The following is a 17352-nucleotide window of genomic DNA, read 5'->3' on the forward strand; positions in this document are numbered from 1 at the left end:
GGAAAATCTTTTGCCAAGCTTGACGAAGGATGACCATGGCAGGCATACTCTACCTATATAGAGGAAGGCGCATGGAGAAACCGTACTTGAACGTTGAAGATGTGGCCAAGCGCTTTGGCGTGAATACCACGACGATTTACCGCTTGGTCAAGCGCGGCAAGCTGCCGGGCTTCAAGGTCGGCAGCCAGTGGCGGTTCAGCGAGCTGCGCCTGAAGGAATGGGTCGAAAACCACGAGTGGCTCGGCTCATGACCATCCCCTCGCATGCTCATTGGACGCACCCGCGGCGCGCTGAGGCGTGGCGATATCTCATGGTCGCCGGCATTTTCGGGCTGGGGGTGCTGGTGTCGATCGGGCTGTCCCTGATGGTGCACGATGCCGAGCGCGCGCGGCTGCAAGCGATCTTTGCGGATGCTGCGGGAGATTACGCGCAGGAGCTGCGGCGGCAGCTCCGGAGCAGCTTGGAGGTTTTGTACGCCATCCGCAACTTCTATGCATCCAGCCGCGAGGTCGAGCGGGGCGAATTCGCGACCTTTACGCGCGATGCGCTGCGGCGCCATCCCGAGATCCTCGCTTTGGATTGGGTGCCTCGCGTGGCCGGAGCGGATCGTGCGGTTTTTGAGCAGGCGGTTCGCGCCGAGGGGTTCCCCGCCTTTGAGGTGACTGAGCAAACCGCCGATCGGTCGTTCGCGCGGGCGGAGGACCGGCCGGAGCATTATCCCATTCTGTTCATTGAGCCATTCGAACCGTACCAGGCGGCGATGGGGTTTGACATGGGCTCGGAAGCGCGCAGGCGCCAGGCGTTGGAGGCGGCACGAGATGCCGGAGACTGCCGCGCCACCGAGGCGGTCACACTGGTGGTCGGCGACCCTCAGGCGTATGGGTGGCTCGCGTATCTGCCGATCTATCGCAATGGGACGCCGCATGAGGCCCTCAGCGACCGGCGGGCGAACCTGCAGGGGTTTGCCATGGTGGTCTTCCGGCTGACCGAGCTGTTTGACAGCGCCTTGAAGGACGTGGGGCTCAAGGGGATGGCCGTGTCCCTGCACGATGACACAGAGCAGGTCGCAGCCCATCTCCTGTATCATCCGGGCAGCGCGAGCCGCGCCTTGGGAATGAGCCGCCCGCTGCAGTGGCAGACGGCGATTGACGTCGCGGGGCGGCGATGGAGGTTTGCGGCTGAGTCCACGCCGCGGTTTCTTGCCATCAATCAGCGACGGGGGGCGGTGTTCGTCTTGGGCTTCGGCCTGCTGATGACGGTGCTGGCGACGGCGTATCTTGGGTTGCTGCTGAACCAAGCCTCCAAAGTCGACCGCCTGGTGAAGCGGCGAACGGCTGAGCTGATCACCATGAATGACCGGCTCCAACAAGAAGTGGGAGAGCGCCTGGAGGCCGAGGCCGTGCGGCACACGACCGAGCTGCGGTACGAGACCCTCGTTCGCGAGGCGCCTGACCCGATCGTGATCCTGGATGCGGCAGGGCAGATCCAAGCATTGAATCCCGCGGCGGAGCGAATCTCAGGGTATGCCGCGCAGGAGCTGCTGGGCAAGCATTTCCTTCGCAGCGGGGTCCTGAGCGCTGTCGCGCTGCCCAAAGCGCTGCAGGAGTTTACGCTCGTGGTGGCCGGGCAGCAGCGGCCGCCGTTTGATCTGGAGATCATCCGCAAGGACCAAGCGCGGCTGATCATGGAGGTGAACCCTCATCTGTTGAAAGATGACCAGCGCATCTTGGGGATCCAGATCATGTTCCGGGATGTGACGCAGCGGCGCGCCGCCGAGCAGCAGAGCCGAGCGCAAACCGAGGCGCTTGAACGGATCAACGCGGAGCTGGCCCGGCGCGAGCAGGTCACGCGCAGCCTGCTTGAGGATCTGCAGCGGTCGAAAAAGGAGCTGGAAACCACCAGCCGGCAGGTGCAGCAGGCCAATCAGAAGCTGCAGCAGCTCGCCCTTCTCAAAGATGAGTTTGTCGCCAAAGTCAGCCATGAGCTGCGGACTCCGCTGACGTCCATCAAGGAAGGCTTGGGGCTGCTGCTGGACAACGCCTTAGGGGCCACGACGGATGACCAACAGGAATTTCTGGCGACGATGGACGGGGACATTGACCGATTGACCGAACTGATCAACAATATGCTCGATATCTCGAAGATTGAAGCCGGGCGGATGCGGCTCTCCCGCGCGCGGGTCGATCCCGGGGCGGTCGTGGCGTCGATCATCCGCAGCCATCAGCCCCTGCTGGGGCGACGGACGGTGAAGGTCGAGGGCGAGGAAGTCCCAGCGTTATTCGCGGATCGCGATCGCGTGATTCAAATTCTGACGAATTTTCTCTCCAACGCCATGAAGGTGACGGATGACGACGGCGCGATCACGGTCCGTCTGGCCCAGCATGAGGGCATGGTGTCGATCGGGGTCCAAGACGACGGGCCGGGCATGTCGTCGGATGATCTTGGCAAGCTCTTCGAGAAGTTTTCCCAGGTCGGGGCGGTGAAGGAAGGGCGTCCTCGCGGCACCGGCCTTGGGCTTGTGGTCTGCAAGGAGCTCACCGAATTGCACGGCGGGCGGATCGAGGTGGCCTCAGAGCCTGGCCGCGGCTCCACCTTCACCGTGCACCTGCCGATCTACACGGATGAGTTCGTGCTCACAGAAAGCTTTCGTGAGCTCCGCGAGCTGCTGCCGACGGCGGACGGCGAAACCGTTTGCGCCATCGCCATCGCGCCGGAGCGCCAAGAGCCGCTGGATCGGCTGGCCGAGGAGGTGCGGCAGCGGGTCCATCGCGGGGATATCATCTTTGCCTATAACCACCACTGGGTGGTGCTGCTCGGGCTGATCCGCCCGACGGACCTCGGGGCCATTGTGAAGCGGCTGCGGCAGGCGCTGGGCGGGAGCCACCGCCTCGGGTTCGGCGCAGCGCTCTATCCGGGGGACGGCGACAACGGGGATGCGCTGCTGCATGCAGCGGCCGCGCGGATTGAGCAGCCGTTGCCGAAGCCTGGGGCATCCGCATGACGGGTGCCGTGATCGCGGGGCTGATCGCCGTCGCGGGATACCTCTGGTATCAGCGCCATCGCCTGATCCGGCAGGTCGCGCAGCAGACCCGGCGGCTTCGGGAGCAGCTTGAGGAGCAGGAGCAGGCCAATCAGGAGCTCAGCGAGCTGGCAACGCTCAAGGATGAGTTTCTCGAAATCATGAACCATCAACTGCGCACGCCGGTCACCGCGATGCGGGAGTGCATCGAGCTGTTCCGGGATGGCGTGCTGGGATCCCTGACCCAGGAGCAAGGCTCCTTCGTCCGCGTGCTGGATCAAAACATGGCGAGCCTCTCAGACCTGGTGGAAGAAGTGCTGGACCTTTCGCTGCTGAAGTCCGGCCGGCGATTGCTGCAGCGGCAGCCTTCGGATCTCTCAGCGCTCCTCCACGGGTGCGCGGCCCGCTGGGCTGAGCTGGCCAAGCCCACGCGTCTCATCGTCTCCGCGGACGGTCTGCCGGCAGCCTACATGGATCCGACCGCGATTGCCGAGGTGGTCAATCATCTCTTGCGCAACGCCATCCGGCACGCGCCGAAAGGCACCGAGGTGGGCATCCATGCTGCGGCAAAGGGCGAGCAGGTTGAAGTGGCGGTGCAGGATCGCGGGGCCGGCCTCTCTGCCGAGCAGGCGGCGAAAGTGTTCGAGCCGTTCAGCCACGTGCATACGCCGGACTCCCCCGGCTCGCAGGGCAGCGGCCTTGGCTTGGCGTTTTGCAAGCAGGTGATTGAGCGCCATCACGGGACCATCACGGTTGACTCCGCGGTCGGCGACGGCACGACAGTGACCTTCACCGTGCCGCAGGCCGTGCCCCAGGTGCTGCTGGCGGAGGCGTGCCGGGAGGCCCAAGCCGATGCCGAGGCCGAGAGCGGCCGCTTCGGCCTGCTGCTGGCGGTGCCGGCATCACCGGAGGTTTCCCCGGAGCTCATGCGTCAGGCGGAAGCGGTGATCAAGCAGCGCACCCACCGCGGCGACTGGTTCATCACGTTTGACGACGGCACCTTCGCCGTTGTGGCGGTGGCCGACCCTGCCGGATGCCGCGCGATGCTCCAGCGGCTGCGCGGCGTGGCCCGGCAGGCCGGGGCAGCCGTGCGTCTTGCTGGCGCGGTGTTTCCGGATGACGGACGCACGCCCCAGGCGCTGCTGTTAGCGGCGCGGCAGCAGGCGGCAGCCTCATGAACCGGAAGAAGCGCATTCTCATTGCGGAAGATGAGCGGAACGTGCTGAAGATGACAAAGGCCCGCCTGGAGTTTGAAGGCTACGATGTCGTCACCGCGGAGGACGGCGAGGAGGCCATCGCGCAGGCGTCCTCTGCCGTGCCGATCCATCTGATCTTGCTCGATATCAAGTTGCCGAAGCTGAATGGCTATGAGGTGTGCCGCCGCCTGAAGACCGATGCGGCCACCAAGAAGATTCCGGTCGTCATTTTCACGGCGTCCGAGAGCCAGCTGCAGCATTTGGCCAACCGCTGCATTGAGGTGGGTGCTGCCGACTGGGTGAGGAAACCGTTTCGGTCGGCGGAGCTGATGGCGAAGATTCGTCGCGTGCTCGGAGAGGAGGGATCGGGTGATGCCTGAGAAGTTCAGGATTTTGCTGGTGGATGATGAGCCCAGCATCGTGAAGATGGTGGGCAAGCGGCTGGAGGTCGAGGGGTTTGATGTGCTCGTGGCCGTGGACGGCCAGGAAGGGCTGGCGAAAGCCCAGGCTGAGCGACCCCACCTCATCATTCTGGATCTCATGCTGCCGAAGATGAACGGCTACGAGGTCTGCACGATGCTCAAGCAGGACACCCGGTATCAACAGATCCCGATCATCCTGTTCACCGCGAAGGCGTCGGAGAAGGATGAAAAGTTGGGGATGGACTGCGGCGCTGACGGCTATATCCGCAAGCCGTTCCGGGCCCAGGAGCTGCTGGAGAAGATCCGAGCGCTCATCGGCGCCTCATCGCAGCCGACGCAGCCATGACACGAACACCGACACAGAGGAGGGCGCGCCGCCATGGATGATCAACCAAAGAAAAAGCGAATCTTGATTGTCGATGACACGAAGGATATCCTGACTGTCGTGTCCCGCCGGCTGCAAAGCTGGGGCTATGAAGCGCTGACCGCCGAGACCGGCGAGGACGGCTTGCGGATCGCCCAGGAGTGCGTGCCGGACTTGATGCTGCTGGACATCATGATGCCGAAGATGAAGGGGCGGGATGTGTGCGCCAAGCTGCGGGCGGACCCCAAGACCGCGAAGATCCCGGTGATCTTCCTGACGGCCTTAGGGCTGGCCGACCATGTGAAGGCCGGCATGGATTTGGGCGCGGCGGACTACATCGTCAAGCCCTTCGAGCCGGCGGAGTTGAAGGAGCGCATCGCCATCGTCCTGGCCCGCGCCGAACATGAGGCCGCCTAAGGGAAGAGAGCGCCATGTCCGTGACCATTGAGCTTGAAAACTATCTCATTAAGCCCGAGGTGATCCAGCTCGTGCCCGAAGCGCTGGCTCGCAAGCACGTCGTGATGCCGGTGTTTAAAATCGGGGAGACGCTGACCGTGGCGATGAAAGATTCGCTCGATGTCATCGCCATTGATGGGCTTCGTCTGAAGACGAAGTGCGACATCAAGACCGTCGTGGCTTCTGAGACGAGCATCCGGCAGGCGATCGATCAGTATTACGGCGCGGCGAGCGCGGCCGCCGCGGCCGGCCCTAAGAAGCCGATGAAGGAAGAGGAGGCTGCCGGGGAGCCTCCAGTCATCCGCATGGTGAGCCAGCTGGTCATGGAGGCGGTCAAGGACCGGGCCAGCGACATCCATATCGAGCCGGGCGAAGGCACGCTGCGCACGCGGTTTCGGGTCGACGGCGTGCTGCGGGAAGTCAGCGGCCCGCCCCTGCATCTGCATGCGGCGGTTGTCTCCCGCATCAAGGTGCTCTCGCGGCTGGACATCGCGGAAAAGCGCAAGCCGCAGGACGGCCGATTCCGGATGAAGATGGAAGAAACCGACATCGACTTGCGCGTCTCCACCATCCCAACACAGCATGGGGAGAAAGTCGTGATGCGCCTGCTGGATAGCTCCAGCGCTCGCTTAAGCCTGGCACAGCTCGGCATGGATGAGGCCACCCGCCACGCGGTGGAGCGATTCATCGCATCGCCGCACGGCATTTTCCTCGTGACCGGGCCGACCGGCAGCGGCAAGACCACCACGCTGTATGCCGCCCTGCATCTGATTAATTCCCAGGCCCTCAACATCCTGACCATCGAAGACCCGGTGGAATACCAGCTTGCCGGCGTCAACCAAGTCCAGGTCAACCCGAAAGCGGAGATCACCTTCGCCTCGGCGCTGCGCGCGTTTTTGCGGCAGGATCCGAACGTGATCATGGTGGGCGAAATCCGCGACCGCGAAACGGTGGAGATCGCGGTGCAAGCCGCCCTCACCGGGCATCTGGTCTTTTCCACCCTGCACACGAATGACGCCCCCAGCTCCTTGACCCGGCTGGTGGATATGGGGGTGGAGCCCTTCCTGATCGCCTCCGGCGTGATCGGCGTGCTGGCACAGCGCCTCGTGCGCGTCATCTGCCAGGCCTGCAAGGCATCGTACGCGCCGGAGCCGGCGGTGGTCCGCGAGTTTCAGCTGCCGGAGGCGGCGATGCTCACACGCGGCAAGGGCTGTGCCGCCTGCCAGCAGACCGGCTACAAGGGCCGCATTGGGATCTATGAGCTGCTGGCGATGACCTCTGAGGTGAAGGATTTGGTGGTGGCGAAGGCCGCGGCGCACGCGATCCGCGAGGCGGCTCACATCCGGACGCTACGCGACGATGGCGTGGCCAAGGCCCTCGCGGGGATCACCACCATCGAAGAAGTGGTTCGCGTGACCCAACTCGATTGAGGGGATCATGAAGAGCAAGCCGGTGATTTTACTCGTTGATGATGAGCTCTCAATCCGCAAGGTGATCGGCAAGCGGCTAGCACAGTTCGGCTTTTCCGTGCTGGCCGCCGCCAGCGGCGAGGAGGGCTTGCAGCTCGCCGCAGCGCACCATCCGGATCTGATCCTGCTGGACATCATGATGCCGAACATGAAAGGGCGCGATGTCTGCGCGCGGCTGAAGGCCGATCCGGCCACGAACGCGATCCCGGTGATTTTCCTCACGGCCTTAGGATTAGCCGATCACATCAAGGGCGGCATGGACCTCGGGGCCGATGATTACATCATCAAACCGTTTGATCCGGACAAGCTGCGGGAGCGCATCATGGTGTGCCTCGCGAGACATCAACGATAGTCAGATGCCGACGTACCAGTACACGGCGCGCGATCAGCGCGGCCAACAGGTCAGAGGCGCGCAGGCGGCCTCCAGCGTCGAAGCGCTGGCGGATGCGCTGCGCCGCCGCGGCTACTTGGTGACGACGCACCAGGAAGTCGGGGCCTTCGCTGTGAACGCTGCGCGCGGCCTGCAGCTCTTCGGGCCGCGGGTCGGCTATGACGATCTCGTCCTCTTGAATGTCCAGCTCTCGAAAATGGTCCAGGTGGGCATTCCGCTCGTCACCGGATTGGAAACGCTCGAGCAGCAGGCGACGAATCCAGCGCTCAAAACAACGCTCGCCGACGTGGCGCGCCGGGTGCAGGGCGGGGAGAGTTTTTCCGACGCCCTCAGCCACCATGGGCGCATCTTCTCCGGGCTGTTCATCAACATGGTGCGCGCCGGGGAGGCCTCGGGCAAATTGGATGACATCCTGCGCCGCCTGGCCGACTTCACGAAGCACCAAGCGCAGCTTCGCGAGCAGCTGGTCACGGCCATGACCTATCCGATTGCGCTGCTGGCGGTCGGCATCGGTGTCGGCACCTTTCTCATCACGATGATCATCCCCAAGTTCATGAAGATTTACCTCGAAGCCGATGTGCCGCTGCCGCTGCCAACACTGCTGCTCTACCAATTGAGCCGGCACTGGTGGCTCATCATCGGGCTGCTCATCGCCGCCGTGGCACTCCTTGGGTGGTACGTCACGACCCCGGCCGGCCGGCGGCAGCTCGACGCGCTGAGCCTGCGCGTTCCGGTGCTGGGCGAGCTGGTCCGCCGGGCTGCGCTCTCGCGCTTCGCCCGCACGCTGGCCACGTTGATTTCCAGCGGGGTGCCGATTCTGGAGTCGCTGGCGATTGCGGAGCTGACCTGCGGCAACGCGGTCATCGCGGATGCGTGCCGGGCGGCCGCCTCGCACGTGAAGGAAGGCGGGTCGCTCGCCGAGCCGCTGAACGCCAGCCGCGAATTTCCGCCGATGGTCATACAGATGATCCTTGTGGGCGAGGCAGCCGGCACCCTAGATCAGATGCTCGAAGAGGTCGCCAACCACTATGATGAGCTGGTCCAGCACGGCATTAAACGGGTGATGTCGCTGGTGGAGCCGATGTTTCTTGTCGTGATGGGAGGGATGGTGGCCTTCATCATGGCGAGCTTGCTGCTGCCGATGTTTCGGTTGGTCAATGTGGTGAAATAGAAATAGAAGAGGAGGAGAGATGAAGAGGCGAGGGCTGGGGTGGAGATCGGCGTTTACGCTGATCGAGATGCTGATTGTGATCATGGTGATCGCGATCTTAATCGGCGTGCTGCTGCCGCAATTCCGCGGGGCCCAGGATGAAGCCGCGATCCAGCGGGCGAAGTCGGAGCTGCGGACCATCGCGACCGCGATCGAGTCGTACTACATCCACAACAGCAACACGATCGTCAGCGCGCTCACCTCGCTGACCACGGCCAGCCCTCGGATCATCAGCTCCATTCCGGATGATCCATTCCGCGCCGGCAGCAATGATTACAGCTTTTACCGCGACACCAACGCCATCTACTACGTGGTCTTCTCCTACGGCCAGGACCGCGCGGCCGCGATCACCAGCATCACGACCGGCGGCGTGCCGCAGTGCACCGGGGCCAACTGTGCCACGTCGATCGATGATATCTGTGTGACCAACGGCTCTCCGCCCGGAGCGCCCAACTGTTGACATGATGCCCCGTTTAGGTTTTACGTTGATGGAGATGATGCTAGCCCTCGTGCTGTTTGCCACAGGCACGGTGGCGTGTATGGAGCTCTTGCATCGGGGACAAGCCGGGCAGGCGGATGGAGAAAACGTCCTGATCGCCACGTATGTCGGCCAGCGGCGGCTGGAAGAGTTGCGCAACACGGCGTACGGCAGCCTGGTCGATGAATCGAAAGCCTCGGTCAGCAGCCCGTCAGGCTACAGCCGGTTCAGCCGGCAGGTGACGGTGACCACGCCGTATACGGATCTGAAGCAGGTGGTGGTGACGGTCTACTGGACGCAGGCCGGATCTGAGACGAGCATTAGTTTGCAAACATATCGCTCGAATGTCTAAGCTTTTTCAAAGCGCCTTGGGGTTTACGTTGATGGAAGTGCTGATCGTGACGGTCCTCTTTGCCATTTTCATGGGCGCGGTGTATGAAACATCGATCGTGGGATTGCGGGCCGCCAACAGCGCGGATGAGCGGGAAGACCTCCGCACCCAAATGACGCGCGCCCTCGATCAAATGACCCGCGAGATGGCGTCCTCCTACAACGTTGATGTCGCGCAAGATCAACGATTTCAGTTTGACGCCAGGGACATCGACGGCGACGGCTCCAACGACACCAACATCAACTACGTGGTGACCAGCGGAGATCTGTTGCGGGGATCAACCTTGCTCATCAGGGACCTTTCGTCATTGGACTTCGATTATGTGGACGCCGACGGCGACAGCATGTCAACGCCCGTGGCCAGCGGAGACCGCGATGAAGTCCGCGTCGTCCAAATCACCATGACGGCAGTCAAAGACCAGGAAACGATCTCCCTCACTGCCGCCGCCTACCTGCGCAACATGTGATGAGAAACACAGCTCTTAGCTCCCAACTCCCAGCTCCCAGCCAACTCGGTCAGCAGGGCGCTGCCCTCATGGCGACCTTCCTCTTGATGCTCCTCCTCTCCGGCCTCGCGTTGGCTGTGGGCGTCTTCTCGAACAATAGCCTCGCCACGAGCCGGAGCCAGTTGCTGGATAAGCAGGCCTACTACATCGCCGAAGCCGGCTGGCAGCGCGCGCGGCAAGCGTTAAGCGCTGGCACGTGGTCGGCGGCCTCTAGCACGGGGAATACGTATAGCGAGTCGTTCGGGGCCGGCGAATACAGCGTGACCATCGTTGACGAAACCACGCCCGCGGTTGAAGACGACGACACGGAGTACACGATCACCTCCTCTGGGTATGTGCCGAGTGCGGCCTCCTATCGATCCCGGCGGCAAGTGGCGGAGACCGACGTGGAGGTCACGGTGACCAATACGAATCAGTCGCTCTCGGCCACCGCCACGGCGTCGTCCACCAACGGCTCCAACACGGCGAGCAAATCGAAAGACGGCGACACCGGCACCAAATGGCAAGCCGGCACCAAAGGGCCGAATGAATGGCTGAAGATGGACTACGGCAGCGCGGCCACCGTGAATCGGATGATCATCAAGGATGACGGCAATATCAGCAGCGCGATCACTATCCAGCACTCTGATGACGCCGCCGCGTGGACCGCGGTGAGCGGCTCATCGATCGTCGAGTCCCCCAACAACACCTTTGACATCAACTTTACTTCGACGAGCCACCGCTATTTCCGCGCGCTGTTTCCTGATGTAGGCAGCGGCAGCCGCGCCGGGGTCAAGGAGATGGAAACGTACAACATCGCAAGCCGCGCTGTGGAATTTGGCGATGCCGGAACGGTGACCAGCCAATGGTGATACCGGCAGGACGAGGCGCGCCCCGCCCTGACGGGCGGGGCAAGTGGATCGGGCTGGACATCAGGCCGCCAGGTACGCGATGGATTGAGATGGAATCCGACGGCAAGTCGCTGCGGGTCATCCGCCATGGCACGCAGCTTGGCGAGCTTTCAGGGCGCTCGGTGCATGCGGCCCTAGCCGGCGCTGACGTGGCGATCCGGCGCCTGGTCATGCCGCTGATGCCTAAGCTCGAGCTGCTTGAGGCGGCGAAGTGGGAATTGAAAGACCAGGTGGCATTTCCCATCCAAGAGGCCGCGCTGGATGTCCGGGTGCTTGGCGAGGTGGTGGAGCAGGACGTGAAGAAACAGGACGTCTTGGCGGCCGCCGCTCCAAGCCGTGCGGTCAGCGCGCTCATCGGCGAGCTGACACGCGCTCGGCTGCGCATCGAGAGCATCAGCCCGCAGTCGTGCGCGGCCTGGGAGTGCGTTGCAGCGCTCATCCCCGAGGCGCGCCGCGGGTCGGTGGCCGTGTTGGACATCGGCTGTTCCCAGACCTCAATCGTGATCGCCCATGACGGCGCGCCACAGCTGGTTCGCGAGATCGCCTTCGGCAGCGACCTCTTGACCCAAGCGCTCGTGGGGACGGTGGCGCTTGACGACGGGGGCGCGGTGACGATCGATCGCCCCATGGCCGAACGGCTCAAGCAGCGGCACGGGATTCTCTCCGACGCCGCCGAGGGCAAGACGGACGAAAACATTCCGCTGTTTCACCTGGCGTCCTTGATGCGCCCAGTGATGGAGCAGGTGCTGACGGAGCTCAGCCGCCTGTTCGATTTTTACAAAACCCAGGGTCACAGCGCCGGGGTCCAGCGCCTGCTCATCTGCGGCATGGACGCGACGCTGAGCAACCTGCAGGTCTCGCTGTCCGAAGGGCTCGGCATTCCCGTGGAGGTCTTCAACCCGTTGCAGCATCTTCCGCAGCCGTCGAAGACAGCGGCCGATGAGCTGCCTGAGGCAGAGGGATCGCGGCTGGCGGCGGCGATCGGCCTTGCCCTCTCGCACGGGCAAGGGGTCAACCTGCTGCCGCGGGCGTCCCAAACCGCGAACGCCGCCGGCGATGCGACGGCGAATCGCACGCCGCGTCTTGCCGCGGCGGTCGGACTCATCGCGCTCGCGGTCACAGGAGGATTCCTGGCGGCCGTCGGGATCTCACAGTGGCACGTGAGCCGGCAGCAGCGGCTCTGGCAGCAGATCGAGCCGGCCTATACCCAGCGGCTGAACCAGGATGAGGCCAACCGCAGCCTGGATGCCGCCTTAGACATCGTGCAGACATTTTTTGAGCGGCAGCCGCTCTGGGGGAGCCTGCTGAAAGAGCTGGCGGCTCTTGTGCCGGCGACGATCGAGCTGACCGAGTGTCACATCGAGTTCGAGGGCGAACGGCGCATCGCGCGTCTCAAAGGGCGCGTGATCGCCGCAGGAAACGGTGGCGGGGTCGCACAGTTAGCGGAAGCGCTTGAGCGCTCGCCGTTTTTCTCTGATGTTAACCTGATCGATTCCGAAGTCCGTTCCTCAGAGATGGGGGCCTCGACGTTCAGCCTTGAGGCTTTCTTGGAGTGACCGATGCTTCCTCCAGCGCTGGCTCAACTATCTGAAGGGCGCAAGCAGACGGCGCTCATCCTCTGCGCGGCGGTTGCCGGCGCAGTGTTGCTCGCCCAGTGGGTGTGCGTGCCGGCGGCCTCGCGCCTGAGCACCCAGCGGGCGATGCTCAGCGAGCTGAAGGCAAAGCATGCGCACGCCGCCGCCGTCACGCAGCAGCCGGTTGACGCGGTTGCGGATCGGGCGCGGCAGCAGCGGCGCCAAGCGCTGGAGGCTCGCCTGGGGAGGAGCCAATCGCTGCCCAAGATCCTCGAAGAACTGCAGCGGCGCGCCGGAGGGCATCGGCTGGCCGTCGTCATCACGCCGGCGCGGCCGGATGATCCGCGCGCCGCCCACCTGGTGCGCGCCGGGCCTTCGCTCACGCTGCGCGAAGTGCTCCTCAACGCGCAGCTCACCGGGACCTTGCGCGACATCGCCGAGTTTCTTGGCGCGCTCTCCGGAGCTCCCTTCGCCTCATCGGTGAGAGCGGCATCGCTCACTGCGTCAACGGCGGCGCCTGCGCCGTTGCGCGCGAACGTGCAGCTGGCCGTCTATCTTCCCGCGGCCGAGGCTGTGCCGCCTGGCATGCCGAGCACGGCCGCAGCACCGCTGCCCATCGAATCAAGTGCCACGGCGCGCGCAGCACAGCAAGCGCTGGCCGGCGGCCTAGCCTGGGGGCGGGATCCGTTTCCGCACAAGGAGGAGCGGGCGGCGGCCGCGGCCTCGCTGCATCTTGAAGGCATCTTGTGGGATGCGGCGATCCCGATGGCCATCATCAACGGCCAGACGCTGGGCGTGGGCGACACCTTTGAGGGCTACCGCATCACGGCCATCACGAACGATGAGGTCTCCTTGTCCAACGGCGCCGACACGTTCCAACTGCATCTATCCCCCTAAGCGGCCCGCACCATTTACCGACTAGACCTTACAGGCGGATTATGTGACAATACTCGTCTATGGAAACTCTCAGAGAATTCTTCGCGAACCTCTACCACTTCGATGCGCTCATCCGGTGGGGCGGCTACACCGTGCTCGTGGGGATCGTGTTTGCCGAAACCGGCTTGCTCGCCGGCTTCTTTCTGCCCGGCGATTCGCTGCTGGTGACGGCCGGGCTCTTGGCGGTCGGGGACGGGCCCTTGAACATTGGGGCGCTGATCATCCTCTTGAGCGCGGCGGCGATCGCGGGCGATAGCACCGGCTACGCGATCGGCTATCATGCCGGGCCGAAAATCTTCCGGCGCGAGGATTCCCGGTGGTTTCGGAAAGAGCACGTGCGGAGGACCCAGCGGTTCTATGACACCTACGGCGCAAAAACGATCGTCCTGGCTCGTTTCATGCCGTTTGTTCGGACCTTCGCGCCGACCGTCGCCGGCGTGGCGCGGATGCGCTACCGGACGTTTGTGATCTTTAATATCCTCGGCGGTATTAGCTGGGTGGCCAGCATGACGCTGGCCGGGTATTGGCTGGGCCGCTCGGTTCCGCATATCGATCGGCAGCTGCATTGGATCATCTTGGGGATTATCATCGTCTCGATGCTCCCCATCATTCGAGAATGGCTGGTCAGCCGCCATCGCCGCCATGAGCCCGCCTGAGCCGCTCCCCGAAGCGGCCTTCGACGACCTAAGGCTGCATCCGAATTTGCTCAAGGGGATCCATGACCTGGGGTTTTTGCGGCCCACGCCGATCCAGGCCCAAGCGATTCCGCACATCCTCGCCGGCCGGGATGTGATCGGCTGCGCGCAGACCGGCACGGGAAAAACCGCGGCGTTTGTCTTGCCGATTCTCCATCGATTGCTGCTTCGCCCCTCCACCAGGCACCTCCGAGCGCTCATCATTGCCCCGACCCGCGAGCTCGCCTTGCAGTCGATGGATCATCTCAAGGCCCTCTCGCGCTACGTGCATCTTAAGGGTGCGGCGATTTTCGGCGGGGTGCCGATGGATCCTCAGATCAAGGCGCTCACCCAGGGCGTGGACATTGTCTCGGCCACCCCAGGGCGGCTGCTCGACCACGTCTACTCAGGGCGGATCAATTTCGTGGACCTGGAGGTGTTCGTGCTGGATGAGGCGGATCGCATGCTGGACATGGGCTTTTTGCCGGACATCCAGAAGATCATGCGGTTGCTGCCGGTGAAGCGGCAGAACCTGCTGTTTTCCGCCACCATGCCTCCCTCGGTCCTCACCCTGGTCCATCAGATCCTGCACCATCCGGTCACCGTCGAAATCGGCCAGCGCTCAAGCCCTGCGGTCGGCATCCGCCATGCCATCTATCCGGTGGCGCGCGCGCAGAAAGTGGAGCTCCTCGCCCATCTGCTGCGCCAGCCCGGCATGACCTCGGTCCTGGTCTTTAGCCGCACCAAGCACTATGCGGATCGGTTGAGCCAGATGCTGCAGCGGCACGGGTTTTCCGTCTCGGTGCTGCACGGCGACCGCAGCCAGAGCCAGCGCCTGCGAGCCCTCGATCAATTCCGGCGCGGCAAAACCCAGGTCATGGTGGCGACCGATATCGCCGCGCGCGGCATCGACATCGAGGACATCACCCATGTCATCAACTTCGACGTGCCCAATACCCCGGACGATTACGTGCACCGCATCGGGCGGACCGCCCGGGCCGAGGCGACCGGCGATGCCTTTACACTGATCGATCATGACGAGGAGCCGCTCATCGCCGACATCGAGCGGGCCCTGGCCCGCACCTTGCCCCGCGTGACCCTGCCGGATTTTCAGTACAAGAAATCCGAGCCCCATCGTCCGCATGAGCCGTACCGACATCGTCCGGGGCAGCGCCCGCCGCCTCGCGCCCATGATGCGCATGGCCATCGGTACCGTCATCGATAACTCGTCATGCAAGTCGGCCTGATTGGATTGCCGCAATCCGGAAAAAAGACGCTGCTGCGGCTGCTCACGGGTGTTGATGCCACCACCGTCTCCCACGGAAACGGCGGGGCGATCCCCGGCATCTGCCCGGTCCGCGATCCGCGGCTGGATCGGCTGGCCGCCATGTACCGCCCGAAGAAACTCACCCCGGCGACGATCGAATATCACCTCCTGCCTGATCTGACCAAAGATTCCGCGAAAAACCAGGAGCTCTTCAAGGCGTTGGAGCGGGTCGATGTCTTCGGGGTCGTGGTCCGCGCCTTTGCGGATACGGCCGTGTTCCATCTTGAGGGCTCGGTCGATCCGCTCCGGGACATCGAGATCGTCGTCAACGAGCTGTTGCTGAATGACCTGCTGTTCGTGGACAAGCGGCTGGAGCGCATCGCCAAAGACGCCCTCCGCAGCGCGGGCCCTGATCGCGCGGCGGAGCAGGCCCTCTTGAGAGCGCTGCACGGCCATCTCAACAATAATCAGCCGGTGCGCACGTTTCCGCTGGATGCGGCGGCGGCCAAGCTCTTGGCGAGCGCGCCTCTCTTGAGCCGCAAGCCGCTGCTCTTGATCTTGAATGTGGGGGAAGAGGAGCTGGCTTCGCATCGTCTGGCGGCTGCCGTGTCCGAGCGCTATGGAGCGCAGGGGGCGCTCAGCGTCGAAGTCTCGGCGAAAATCGAAGAGGAGCTCTCGCAGTTGGAGGATCCCACAGAGCGCGCGGCGTTTCTGGCGGATTTAGGGCTGGCCGAGTCGGCCATTGACCGGCTGACGAGGATGAGTTACAGTGCCTTAGGGCTGATCTCCTACTTCACGGTGGGGGAGGATGAGGTGCGCGCCTGGACGATCCGCCGCGGAGCGGCAGCGCCGGAGGCCGGCGGGGCGATTCATTCCGACATCGCCCGGGGTTTTATCCGGGCCGAGCGGATCGCCTATGAGGATCTCATCAGCCTCGGCAGCGAGCAGGCCGTCAGCCAGGCCGGGAAAGCGCAGCTGAAAGGCAAAGAGTATGTGGTGGAGGACGGCGACATCCTCAATTTTCGCTTCAATGTCTAAGGCGCGCGACATCGGAGGGAGCCGGAAGCCATGAAGGAGATGGTTAAGCAGTTGACCGCCAACCTGAAAACGGTGATCGCCTTCGTCGAGCAGCGGGCCTCGCCTCCCACCGGGGAGTATTTGGAGGGTGTCTTGACGCGCCAAGGTCTTGAGCCATGCCGCAAGCTCCTTGAGCAAGCCCTCGGCCCTCCGCTGAAAGATTTCAACGAGGCCAAGACGCTTGAGCCGCGCATCCAAAAAGCGGTGGATCGGCTCGGCGGCATCCGCATCGAGCAGTGCCTGTTTTTCGCCAAGGGGCAGGACACCCAGGTGGCCTACGCCGCCTTGTGGCCTTGGGCGTCGAATCCTGAGAAGATCACGATCAAGGTGGGGCTGTGCGAACTGGCGTAACGCATGGCGAGCGACCACGCCTTTGATATCGTCTCCAACGTCAATTGGCAAGAGCTGCGCAATGCCGTCTCCCAGGCGCAGAAAGAGATCGGCACGCGGTTTGATTTCCGCGGCAGCGCGGCGAGTGTTGTCTTCGATGAGGCCGAGAAGATGATGAAGACGACGGCGGATGATCAGGGGCAGCTGCGCAGCGTCGTGGAGGTGCTGGAGACCAAGATGGCCAAGCGCGGGGTGTCGGTGAGGGCGCTGGCCTGGAGCGCGCCCGAGCAGCTGCCAAGCGGCGGCATGAAGCAGTCGGCCGCGCTGCAGCAGGGCCTCTCGTCGGAGAAGGCGAGGGACATCGTGAAGGCCATTAAGGATCTCGGCCTGAAGGTGCAGCCGCGCATTGACGGCGATGCGGTGCGGGTATCCGGCAAGAAGCTCGATGACTTGCAAGCGGTGATCCACGCGCTTCGCGGGAAGGATTTCGGCATTCCCATCCAGTGCGAGAATTACCGCTAACAATAGGCCGAGCGCCCGTCGCGCTCGGCATTCCGCGGCTGCCACGATGGCAGCCGCTGCAGAGGGGGTGATAGCATGAAAACGCTGGGTCGCTTGAACGCTGTCATACTGGCACCAACCGACAGGAGGTGCCGCGATGACATCCATCGCAGTGAACACGGTGATCGGGATGGACATTGGA

The 17352-nt window shown here is 63.7% G+C and carries 20 protein-coding genes; all 20 read left to right on the forward strand.

All coding sequences use genetic code 11. From position 1 onward, the window contains the following. Positions 1–71: 71 nt before the first annotated feature. The 20 genes from HY737_08920 (at position 72) to HY737_09015 (ending at position 17171) form a co-directional block, all read left to right on the forward strand. On the forward strand, positions 72–251 hold the full coding sequence (locus HY737_08920) for a helix-turn-helix domain-containing protein (GenBank protein MBI4598504.1): 180 nt from the start codon (positions 72–74) through the stop codon (positions 249–251). Then, the gene (locus HY737_08925) at positions 248–3001 is read left to right on the forward strand and encodes a CHASE domain-containing protein (GenBank protein MBI4598505.1); all 2754 of its coding nucleotides are present in this window, start codon (positions 248–250) and stop codon (positions 2999–3001) included. Before HY737_08920 ends, HY737_08925 begins: the two co-directional genes overlap by 4 nt. Next, positions 2998–4197 (forward strand): HAMP domain-containing histidine kinase, encoded by a 1200-nt coding sequence (locus tag HY737_08930; GenBank protein ID MBI4598506.1) that lies wholly within the window; start codon positions 2998–3000, stop codon positions 4195–4197. The genes HY737_08925 and HY737_08930 overlap by 4 nt, the downstream gene beginning before the upstream one ends. Then, positions 4194–4595 (forward strand): response regulator, encoded by a 402-nt coding sequence (locus HY737_08935; GenBank protein MBI4598507.1) that lies wholly within the window; start codon positions 4194–4196, stop codon positions 4593–4595. The genes HY737_08930 and HY737_08935 overlap by 4 nt, the downstream gene beginning before the upstream one ends. Continuing rightward, positions 4588–4983, forward strand: coding sequence for a response regulator (locus tag HY737_08940; GenBank protein ID MBI4598508.1), 396 nt, complete (start codon positions 4588–4590; stop codon positions 4981–4983). The genes HY737_08935 and HY737_08940 overlap by 8 nt, the downstream gene beginning before the upstream one ends. Before the next feature lie 33 nt (positions 4984–5016). Continuing rightward, a complete protein-coding gene (locus tag HY737_08945; GenBank protein MBI4598509.1) occupies positions 5017–5418 on the forward strand; it encodes a response regulator in 402 nt (133 codons plus the stop codon). A 14-nt stretch (positions 5419–5432) separates the two neighbouring features. Further along, entirely contained in the window at positions 5433–6887 is a 1455-nt protein-coding gene (locus HY737_08950; protein MBI4598510.1) for a type II/IV secretion system protein, read from the forward strand. A gap of 7 nt (positions 6888–6894) precedes the next feature. Next, the gene (locus tag HY737_08955) at positions 6895–7278 is read left to right on the forward strand and encodes a response regulator (protein MBI4598511.1); all 384 of its coding nucleotides are present in this window, start codon (positions 6895–6897) and stop codon (positions 7276–7278) included. A gap of 4 nt (positions 7279–7282) precedes the next feature. Next, the gene (locus HY737_08960; protein ID MBI4598512.1) at positions 7283–8488 is read left to right on the forward strand and encodes a type II secretion system F family protein; all 1206 of its coding nucleotides are present in this window, start codon (positions 7283–7285) and stop codon (positions 8486–8488) included. A gap of 19 nt (positions 8489–8507) precedes the next feature. Beyond that, on the forward strand, positions 8508–8987 hold the full coding sequence (locus HY737_08965) for a type II secretion system protein (GenBank protein MBI4598513.1): 480 nt from the start codon (positions 8508–8510) through the stop codon (positions 8985–8987). Between the two features lie 34 nt (positions 8988–9021). Continuing rightward, positions 9022–9357: a hypothetical protein gene (locus HY737_08970; GenBank protein ID MBI4598514.1), complete on the forward strand. Its 336-nt coding sequence runs from the start codon at positions 9022–9024 to the stop codon at positions 9355–9357. Continuing rightward, the gene (locus HY737_08975) at positions 9350–9862 is read left to right on the forward strand and encodes a prepilin-type N-terminal cleavage/methylation domain-containing protein (protein MBI4598515.1); all 513 of its coding nucleotides are present in this window, start codon (positions 9350–9352) and stop codon (positions 9860–9862) included. The genes HY737_08970 and HY737_08975 overlap by 8 nt, the downstream gene beginning before the upstream one ends. Positions 9863–9930: 68 nt before the next feature. Beyond that, a complete protein-coding gene (locus HY737_08980) occupies positions 9931–10752 on the forward strand; it encodes a discoidin domain-containing protein (protein ID MBI4598516.1) in 822 nt (273 codons plus the stop codon). Then, entirely contained in the window at positions 10746–12347 is a 1602-nt protein-coding gene (gene pilM, locus HY737_08985; GenBank protein ID MBI4598517.1) for a type IV pilus assembly protein PilM, read from the forward strand. The genes HY737_08980 and pilM overlap by 7 nt, the downstream gene beginning before the upstream one ends. 3 nt (positions 12348–12350) lie before the next feature. Further along, a complete protein-coding gene (locus HY737_08990; protein ID MBI4598518.1) occupies positions 12351–13262 on the forward strand; it encodes a hypothetical protein in 912 nt (303 codons plus the stop codon). Between the two features lie 59 nt (positions 13263–13321). After that, positions 13322–13957, forward strand: coding sequence for a VTT domain-containing protein (locus tag HY737_08995; protein MBI4598519.1), 636 nt, complete (start codon positions 13322–13324; stop codon positions 13955–13957). Further along, entirely contained in the window at positions 13944–15200 is a 1257-nt protein-coding gene (locus HY737_09000; GenBank protein ID MBI4598520.1) for a DEAD/DEAH box helicase, read from the forward strand. The genes HY737_08995 and HY737_09000 overlap by 14 nt, the downstream gene beginning before the upstream one ends. Before the next feature lie 6 nt (positions 15201–15206). Continuing rightward, positions 15207–16280, forward strand: coding sequence for a redox-regulated ATPase YchF (gene ychF / locus HY737_09005; protein ID MBI4598521.1), 1074 nt, complete (start codon positions 15207–15209; stop codon positions 16278–16280). Between the two features lie 30 nt (positions 16281–16310). Next, positions 16311–16670 carry a hypothetical protein gene (locus tag HY737_09010; protein ID MBI4598522.1) on the forward strand — a complete coding sequence of 120 codons (360 nt, stop codon included), beginning with the start codon at positions 16311–16313 and terminating at the stop codon, positions 16668–16670. 3 nt (positions 16671–16673) lie between these two features. Then, a complete protein-coding gene (locus tag HY737_09015; GenBank protein MBI4598523.1) occupies positions 16674–17171 on the forward strand; it encodes a YajQ family cyclic di-GMP-binding protein in 498 nt (165 codons plus the stop codon). The last annotated feature ends 181 nt before the right edge of the window (positions 17172–17352 follow it).

Source organism: Candidatus Omnitrophota bacterium, assembly GCA_016209275.1.
GTDB lineage: Bacteria > Omnitrophota > Gorgyraeia > Aquiviventales > Aquiviventaceae > JACQWM01.

Bases quoted from the DNA above. Each gene is read 5' to 3' on its own strand.
- HY737_09015 (MBI4598523.1), top strand. From the start codon at position 16,674: ATGGCGAGCGACCACGCCTTTGATATCGTCTCCAACGTCAATTGGCAA.
- HY737_08955 (MBI4598511.1), top strand. From the start codon at position 6,895: ATGAAGAGCAAGCCGGTGATTTTACTCGTTGATGATGAGCTCTCAATC.
- HY737_08945 (MBI4598509.1), top strand. From the start codon at position 5,017: ATGGATGATCAACCAAAGAAAAAGCGAATCTTGATTGTCGATGACACG.
- HY737_08930 (MBI4598506.1), top strand. From the start codon at position 2,998: ATGACGGGTGCCGTGATCGCGGGGCTGATCGCCGTCGCGGGATACCTC.
- HY737_08965 (MBI4598513.1), top strand. From the start codon at position 8,508: ATGAAGAGGCGAGGGCTGGGGTGGAGATCGGCGTTTACGCTGATCGAG.
- HY737_09010 (MBI4598522.1), top strand. From the start codon at position 16,311: ATGAAGGAGATGGTTAAGCAGTTGACCGCCAACCTGAAAACGGTGATC.
- HY737_08980 (MBI4598516.1), top strand. From the start codon at position 9,931: ATGGCGACCTTCCTCTTGATGCTCCTCCTCTCCGGCCTCGCGTTGGCT.
- HY737_09000 (MBI4598520.1), top strand. From the start codon at position 13,944: ATGAGCCCGCCTGAGCCGCTCCCCGAAGCGGCCTTCGACGACCTAAGG.
- HY737_08995 (MBI4598519.1), top strand. From the start codon at position 13,322: ATGGAAACTCTCAGAGAATTCTTCGCGAACCTCTACCACTTCGATGCG.
- HY737_08920 (MBI4598504.1), top strand. From the start codon at position 72: ATGGAGAAACCGTACTTGAACGTTGAAGATGTGGCCAAGCGCTTTGGC.
- ychF (MBI4598521.1), top strand. From the start codon at position 15,207: ATGCAAGTCGGCCTGATTGGATTGCCGCAATCCGGAAAAAAGACGCTG.
- HY737_08960 (MBI4598512.1), top strand. From the start codon at position 7,283: ATGCCGACGTACCAGTACACGGCGCGCGATCAGCGCGGCCAACAGGTC.
- HY737_08940 (MBI4598508.1), top strand. From the start codon at position 4,588: ATGCCTGAGAAGTTCAGGATTTTGCTGGTGGATGATGAGCCCAGCATC.
- HY737_08935 (MBI4598507.1), top strand. From the start codon at position 4,194: ATGAACCGGAAGAAGCGCATTCTCATTGCGGAAGATGAGCGGAACGTG.
- HY737_08990 (MBI4598518.1), top strand. From the start codon at position 12,351: ATGCTTCCTCCAGCGCTGGCTCAACTATCTGAAGGGCGCAAGCAGACG.
- HY737_08970 (MBI4598514.1), top strand. From the start codon at position 9,022: ATGATGCTAGCCCTCGTGCTGTTTGCCACAGGCACGGTGGCGTGTATG.
- HY737_08975 (MBI4598515.1), top strand. From the start codon at position 9,350: ATGTCTAAGCTTTTTCAAAGCGCCTTGGGGTTTACGTTGATGGAAGTG.
- pilM (MBI4598517.1), top strand. From the start codon at position 10,746: ATGGTGATACCGGCAGGACGAGGCGCGCCCCGCCCTGACGGGCGGGGC.
- HY737_08925 (MBI4598505.1), top strand. From the start codon at position 248: ATGACCATCCCCTCGCATGCTCATTGGACGCACCCGCGGCGCGCTGAG.
- HY737_08950 (MBI4598510.1), top strand. From the start codon at position 5,433: ATGTCCGTGACCATTGAGCTTGAAAACTATCTCATTAAGCCCGAGGTG.